The organism is Bradyrhizobium manausense, assembly GCF_001440035.1.
Taxonomy (GTDB): Bacteria; Pseudomonadota; Alphaproteobacteria; order Rhizobiales; family Xanthobacteraceae; genus Bradyrhizobium; species Bradyrhizobium manausense.
The window spans coordinates 691,907-697,392 of sequence record NZ_LJYG01000112.1 but is presented as its reverse complement, the minus strand read 5'-3'; the positions used below and the strand labels follow the sequence as shown (position 1 = coordinate 697,392).

At 65.8% G+C, this 5,486-nt stretch carries 6 protein-coding genes and 1 riboswitch; of the genes, 4 read left to right on the top strand and 2 right to left on the bottom strand.

What is annotated here, in order from left to right:
- The coding region (locus AOQ71_RS49380) for a cobalamin biosynthesis protein CobD/CbiB (protein WP_245317390.1) at nt 1-542 on the top strand (542 nt) is incomplete at its 5' end.
- Between the two features lie 12 nt (nt 543-554).
- The gene (gene cobD / locus AOQ71_RS39835; RefSeq protein WP_057758889.1) at nt 555-1,520 is read left to right on the top strand and encodes a threonine-phosphate decarboxylase CobD; all 966 of its coding nucleotides are present in this window, start codon (nt 555-557) and stop codon (nt 1,518-1,520) included.
- On the opposite strand, the gene AOQ71_RS39830 is transcribed toward cobD, so the two are convergent.
- Both AOQ71_RS39830 and cobO read right to left on the bottom strand, forming a co-directional pair.
- Nucleotides 1,509-2,957: a cobyric acid synthase gene (locus tag AOQ71_RS39830; protein WP_057758887.1), complete on the bottom strand. Its 1,449-nt coding sequence runs from the start codon at nt 2,955-2,957 to the stop codon at nt 1,509-1,511. The two genes, cobD and AOQ71_RS39830, sit on opposite strands and share 12 nt — an antisense overlap.
- 5 nt (nt 2,958-2,962) lie before the next feature.
- A complete protein-coding gene (gene cobO / locus AOQ71_RS39825; RefSeq protein WP_057758885.1) occupies nt 2,963-3,598 on the bottom strand; it encodes a cob(I)yrinic acid a,c-diamide adenosyltransferase in 636 nt (211 codons plus the stop codon).
- Between the two features lie 39 nt (nt 3,599-3,637).
- Nucleotides 3,638-3,857: riboswitch (cobalamin riboswitch) on the top strand.
- A 96-nt stretch (nt 3,858-3,953) separates the two neighbouring features.
- Here cobO and AOQ71_RS39820 point away from each other — a divergent pair.
- Both AOQ71_RS39820 and cobW read left to right on the top strand, forming a co-directional pair.
- Nucleotides 3,954-4,328, top strand: coding sequence for a DUF1636 family protein (locus tag AOQ71_RS39820; protein WP_057758883.1), 375 nt, complete (start codon nt 3,954-3,956; stop codon nt 4,326-4,328).
- Nucleotides 4,325-5,359 (top strand): cobalamin biosynthesis protein CobW, encoded by a 1,035-nt coding sequence (gene cobW / locus AOQ71_RS39815; RefSeq protein WP_057758880.1) that lies wholly within the window; start codon nt 4,325-4,327, stop codon nt 5,357-5,359. The genes AOQ71_RS39820 and cobW overlap by 4 nt, the downstream gene beginning before the upstream one ends.
- Nucleotides 5,360-5,486: the final 127 nt, after the last annotated feature.

Genomic DNA, 5,486 nt, shown 5'->3' with positions numbered 1-5,486 from the left:
ATCCGGCCGCGCTCGACGAAGCCGGCATCGCGCGCGCGGCGATCGAGAGTCTCGCCGAGAACGCCTCAGATGGCATCGTCGCGCCGGTGTTCTGGGGGGCGCTGTTCGGCCTTCCCGGCATTTTGGGCTACAAGGCCATCAACACGCTGGACTCCATGATCGGCCATCGCAGTGAACGGCACAAAGCCTTCGGCTGGGCGGCTGCTCGCATCGACGATGTCGCCAATTTCATTCCCGCGCGCCTGACGGGTTTCCTGTTCGTGCTGCTCGCTTCGCGGCGATCGGAAGCGCTGTCCTGCATGACGCGCGATGCGCGCCGCCATCGCTCGCCCAATGCGGGCTGGCCGGAAGCGGCGATGGCCGGCGCGCTGGGCGTGCGGATTAGCGGGCCGCGATTCTATCATGGCTGTGTCACGAACGAGCCTTGGCTCAACGAGGGCGCGCGCGATCCGCTTGCCGGGGACATTGGCGAGGGGCTGGCAGTGTACCGCCGCACCATGCTGCTGCTCGCCGTTCTCCTTGCGGTCCTGGCCCTTGCGTGACAGAACGGGCTCATGCGCGAGCACGGTGGAAATCTCGATCTGGCCCAGCAGCGTTTTGGCGGGCGTGCGGAAGACTGGATCGATCTGTCGACCGGGATCAACCGGTTGCCTTATCCCGTGGGCGAAATCTCTCCGTACTACTGGCGATCCTTACCTCTGCGGTTCCAGGTCGAGACTTTGCATCAGGCGGCCCAGGAGGCCTATCGCACAAGCGCGCCTGTTGTCGCCATGGCTGGAGCGCAGGCGGCCATTCAAAGGTTGCCGTTTGTGATAAGGGGCAAGCGTGCCCGCATCCTCGGGCCGACTTACAACGAATATGCCTCGGTTTTCTCGGCTAGAGAATGGGAGGTTGAGGAGGTCGGGGAGCTCGACGCGCTGGCGGGTGCCGATGTTGCCATCGTCGTCAATCCCAACAATCCCGATGGCCGCTCTCATACGCGGAAAGATCTGCTCGCGCTGTTGCCGCGCGTCGGTCGCCTCGTTGTCGACGAGAGTTTTGCCGATGCCGTTCCGGAACTCTCGCTCGCCTCCGACGCCGGGCAGCCGGGGCTGCTGATCCTACGCTCCTTCGGCAAGTTCTATGGTCTTGCCGGCCTGCGGCTCGGCTTTGTGATCGGCCATACGCTTGACATCATCGAGCTAGACTTGGAGGCCGGCCCGTGGGCGGTATCGGGCGCGGCGATCTCGATCGGCGGCCGCGCCTTGCGAGATGAGGCCTGGGCCAAGGCGACGTCAGCGCGGCTTGTACGGGATTGTGTTCGTCTTGACGCGATGGCGCAGTCGCAAGGGTGGCGGCTGGTCGGCGGCGCGCCGCTGTTTCGCCTGTATGAGACGCCAGATGCGCTTGCCGCGCAGGAAAAGCTCGCGCGTGGCCAAATCTGGTCGCGGGTCTTCGCGCAAAATCCGACATGGCTGCGACTCGGGCTTCCAGGGCCTGAGACCGAATGGGAGCGTCTCGCAGAGGCGCTAGCGCGCTAGTGCGAGCAGGCCGTCGACATCGAGATGCGTTTCGATGTGAGCGGCGAGGGCATCGAGCGCGCTCTCGACCCTCGCGTGATACGGTTCTTCGCCCGCGACAATGTCGAGCTTGGCCAGATACGCCCTGCGGAAATCATCCGAGGTGAACAGGCCGTGCAGATAGCTGCCCTGCACGCGGCCATCGCGCGAGATCGCGCCTTCCGGCGCATCGTTCAGCTCCGCGAACGGGCGCGCGCGGTCTGGCCCGTCGGTGCGGCCAATGTGGATTTCGTACGCCTGGATCGGTTGCCCCGTCGCTCCATGCACGGCCGCAACGCGGGTGAGCGTCTTGTGCGGGCTCATGACCGTTTCCACATCCAGCAGCCCAAGGCCCGGTGTATCGCCCGCAGGACCTTCGATACCCTCCGGGTCGGCGACACTGCGCCCAAGCATCTGATAGCCGCCGCAGAGCCCGAGCACGTGGCCGCCCCTGCGGTGATGCGCGAGCAGGTCGATGTCCCAGCCCTGCGCCCGCAAAAAGGCGAGGTCGCCACGGGTGGACTTTGAGCCGGGGATGATGACGAGCCTGACGTCGCCGGGGATCGCTTCGCCCGGACGCACCATGACGAGATCGACGGAAGGCTCGAGCTTGAGCGGATCGAGATCGTCGAAATTGGCGATCCGCGACAGCGCAAGGCAGGCGATCTTCGTCTGCCCCGGCTTGCGCGCATCGCGCAGGCCCAGCGCATCCTCGGCCGGCAGCTCGCCGGCGCGCGAAAACCAGGGCAGCACGCCATAGCCCCGCCATGCGGTCTTCTGCGCGATCAGCCTGTAGCCGTCGTCGAAGAGCGTGCGATCGCCGCGGAACTTGTTGATGACAAACCCCTGGATCATCGCGGCATCATCAGGGTCGATCACCGTCTTGATGCCGACGAGTTGTGCGATGACACCGCCGCGGTCGATGTCGCCGACCAGAACCACCGGCACGTCGGCCTTGCGGGCAAAGCCCATATTGGCAATGTCGGCCTTGCGCAAATTCACTTCGGCCGGGCTGCCGGCACCTTCAACCAGCACCAGATCAGCGCGCGCCTTCAACCGCCCAAAGCTCTCAAGCACGGCGCCCATCAGCGAGGGCTTCATCGCCGCATATTCGCGCGCGCGTGCGGTGGCGATGCGCTTTCCCTGCACGATCACCTGCGAACCGACATCGGTCTCGGGCTTGAGCAGCACCGGGTTCATGTCGGTATGCGGCTCGACGCCCGCTGCGAGTGCCTGCAGCGCCTGGGCGCGGCCGATCTCGCCGCCATCGACGGTGACGGCGGCATTGTTCGACATGTTCTGCGGCTTGAAGGGGAGCACACGCAATCCGCGCCGCGTGAAGGCGCGTGCGAGGCCGGCGACGATGAGCGATTTGCCCACGTCCGAGCCGGCCCCCTGGATCATCAGCGCGCGTGCCATCGACTTCAGAACTCGACGCCGGGCTGCGCCTGGATGCCGGAGCGGAACGGATGCTTCACCAGCGTCATCTCGGTGACGAGATCGGCGATCTCGATCAGCTCGTCCTTGGCATTACGTCCCGTGAGCACGACATGCGTCATCGCCGGCTTCGACGTCTTGAGGAAATCGACGACCTCGGCGATGTCGAGATAGTCGTAGCGCAGCGCGATGTTGATCTCGTCGAGCACGACCATGCGCAGATTGGAGTCGAGGATCAGCTCCTTGGCCTTCTCCCAGCCGGCGCGGGCGGCGGCAATGTCGCGGGCGCGGTCCTGCGTCTCCCAGGTGAAGCCTTCGCCCATGGCGTGGAACTGGCAGAGCTCGCCGAAATGGCCGGTGAGCAGGCGCCGCTCGCCGGTGTCCCAGGCGCCCTTGATGAACTGCACCACCGCGCAGGGCAGGCCATGGGCGACACAGCGCACGATCATGCCGAAGGCGGAGGACGACTTGCCCTTGCCGGCGCCGGTGTGGACGATGATGAGGCCTTTTTCGCCGCTCTTGGTCGCCATGATCTTGTCGCGGGCGACCTTGATCTTCGCCATCTTGGCGGCGTGCTTGGCGTCGGTTTCATCTGCCGTTTCGGTCTCCGGCTCGCTCGTCATCGGATCGGTCCTTCGGCTTGACAAGAGGCGGCCGGGGGCAAATGGTGCTCCGGCGTTGGTTCCTGTCCTATGACAGGCGAAGAGGGAATGCGATAGGGTCCGAATCGGCAAGATTTGGGTCCAAAATGCAGCCGCCCCCGCGACCGTGACCGGAGAGATGCCCAAAGCCACTGATCCCCTGAAGGGATCGGGAAGGCGGGGATCGAAGGGGAAACCCTGCTCCGCAAGCCGGGAGACCTGCCAGCGCGGACGATTTGTGGACCGGCGGACGGGGTGTTCCGCGACGGGGAAACGGGCCTTCGCAAGGATGGTCCGTGGGCCTCTTCGCCTCCCGCTGATACTTCTGGAAGAGGCGATGACTGTCACACTGCATGTCTGCATCACCTGCCGCGCCGGCCAGACGCTGGGCGAGGGCGAGGTCACGCCCGGCAAGCGCCTGCATGGTGCGATCCTCGAAGCCGGCGTGCCCGAGGGTGTGACCGTGGTTCCCGTCGAATGCCTGTCGGCATGCAGCCAGGGCTGCTCGGTCGCACTCAGCGCGCCCGGCCGCTGGTCGTATGTCTATGGCCGCCTGACGGATGCCAACGCGCAGGACGTCGTCGCCGGCGCCGCCGCCTATGCCGCCGCGCCCGATGGTCTCGTGCCCTGGCGCAGCCGGCCCGAAATCTTCCGCAAGCAGTCGCTTGCCCGCATCCCCCCTATCGCCGTGTTGCCGGAGGCCGCCGAATGAACTCGCTTGCAAAAGTCCCTGTGACCGTGGTCACGGGTTTTCTCGGCTCCGGCAAGACCACGCTGATCCAGCATTTGCTCAGCAATGCGGGCGGGAAGAAGCTCGCCGTGCTCGTCAACGAGTTCGGCAGCGAGGGCGTGGATGGCGAGATCCTGAAATCCTGTGCCGACGCGAATTGCCCGGAAGAGAACATCGTCGAGCTCGCCAATGGCTGCATCTGCTGCACCGTCGCCGACGATTTCATTCCGACCATGGAGCAGCTGCTGGCGCGCCCCGTGCGGCCCGATCACATCCTGATCGAGACCTCGGGGCTGGCGCTGCCAAAACCGCTGCTCAAGGCTTTCGATTGGCCGGAGATCCGCTCGCGCATCACGGTCGACGGCGTGATTGCGCTCGCCGATGCCGAGGCCGTCGCGGCCGGCCGGTTCGCCCCGGATCCGGATGCGGTCGAGGCGCAGCGCGCTGCGGACCAAAATCTCGATCACGAGACGCCGCTGTCCGAAGTGTTCGAGGACCAGATCGCCTGCGCCGATATCGTGCTGCTGACCAAGGCCGATCTTGCGGGCGCTGCCGGCATCGAAGCCGCAAAGGCCGCGATCACCGCGGAGATGCCGCGTCGCGTGCCGATGCTGCCCATCACCGACGGCGCCATCGATGCGCGCGTCATCCTCGGCCTCGGCGCTGCCGCCGAGAACGATCTTGCCGCGCGCCCGTCGCATCATGACGGCGAGGAGGAGCACGAGCACGATGATTTCGCCTCCGTCGTGATCGATCTTCCTGAGGTCGCCGACGTCGATGCGCTGGTCGCCTCCGTGCAGAAGCTGGCGCGCGAGCAGAACGTGCTGCGTGCCAAGGGTTACATTGCGGTTGCGGGCAAACCGATGCGCTTGCTGTTGCAGGCGGTCGGCGAACGCGTGCGCCACCAGTTCGACAAGCCGTGGGGCGCGGGCAACAGGCAGTCAAAGCTCGTCGTGATCGGCGAGCACGGCGATATTGATGAAGCCGCGATCAGGGCGGGATTGGAAGTCTGATGCACGTCGTCTTCCGCGAGAGCCGTGGTCTCGAGGAGACCGCGACGCCAAGGGACATCGGCCAGGACCCGGCCGATCTCGTGGCGCTCTCGTTCTCGGATTCGGACCTGGCGGCGTTTGCGGCGGG

Coding starts and splice junctions, on each gene's coding strand:
- cobD (WP_057758889.1), top strand. CDS start 555: ATGCGCGAGCACGGTGGAAATCTCGATCTGGCCCAGCAGCGTTTTGGC.
- AOQ71_RS39820 (WP_057758883.1), top strand. CDS start 3,954: ATGACTGTCACACTGCATGTCTGCATCACCTGCCGCGCCGGCCAGACG.
- cobO (WP_057758885.1), bottom strand. CDS start 3,598: ATGACGAGCGAGCCGGAGACCGAAACGGCAGATGAAACCGACGCCAAG.
- cobW (WP_057758880.1), top strand. CDS start 4,325: ATGAACTCGCTTGCAAAAGTCCCTGTGACCGTGGTCACGGGTTTTCTC.
- AOQ71_RS39830 (WP_057758887.1), bottom strand. CDS start 2,957: ATGGCACGCGCGCTGATGATCCAGGGGGCCGGCTCGGACGTGGGCAAA.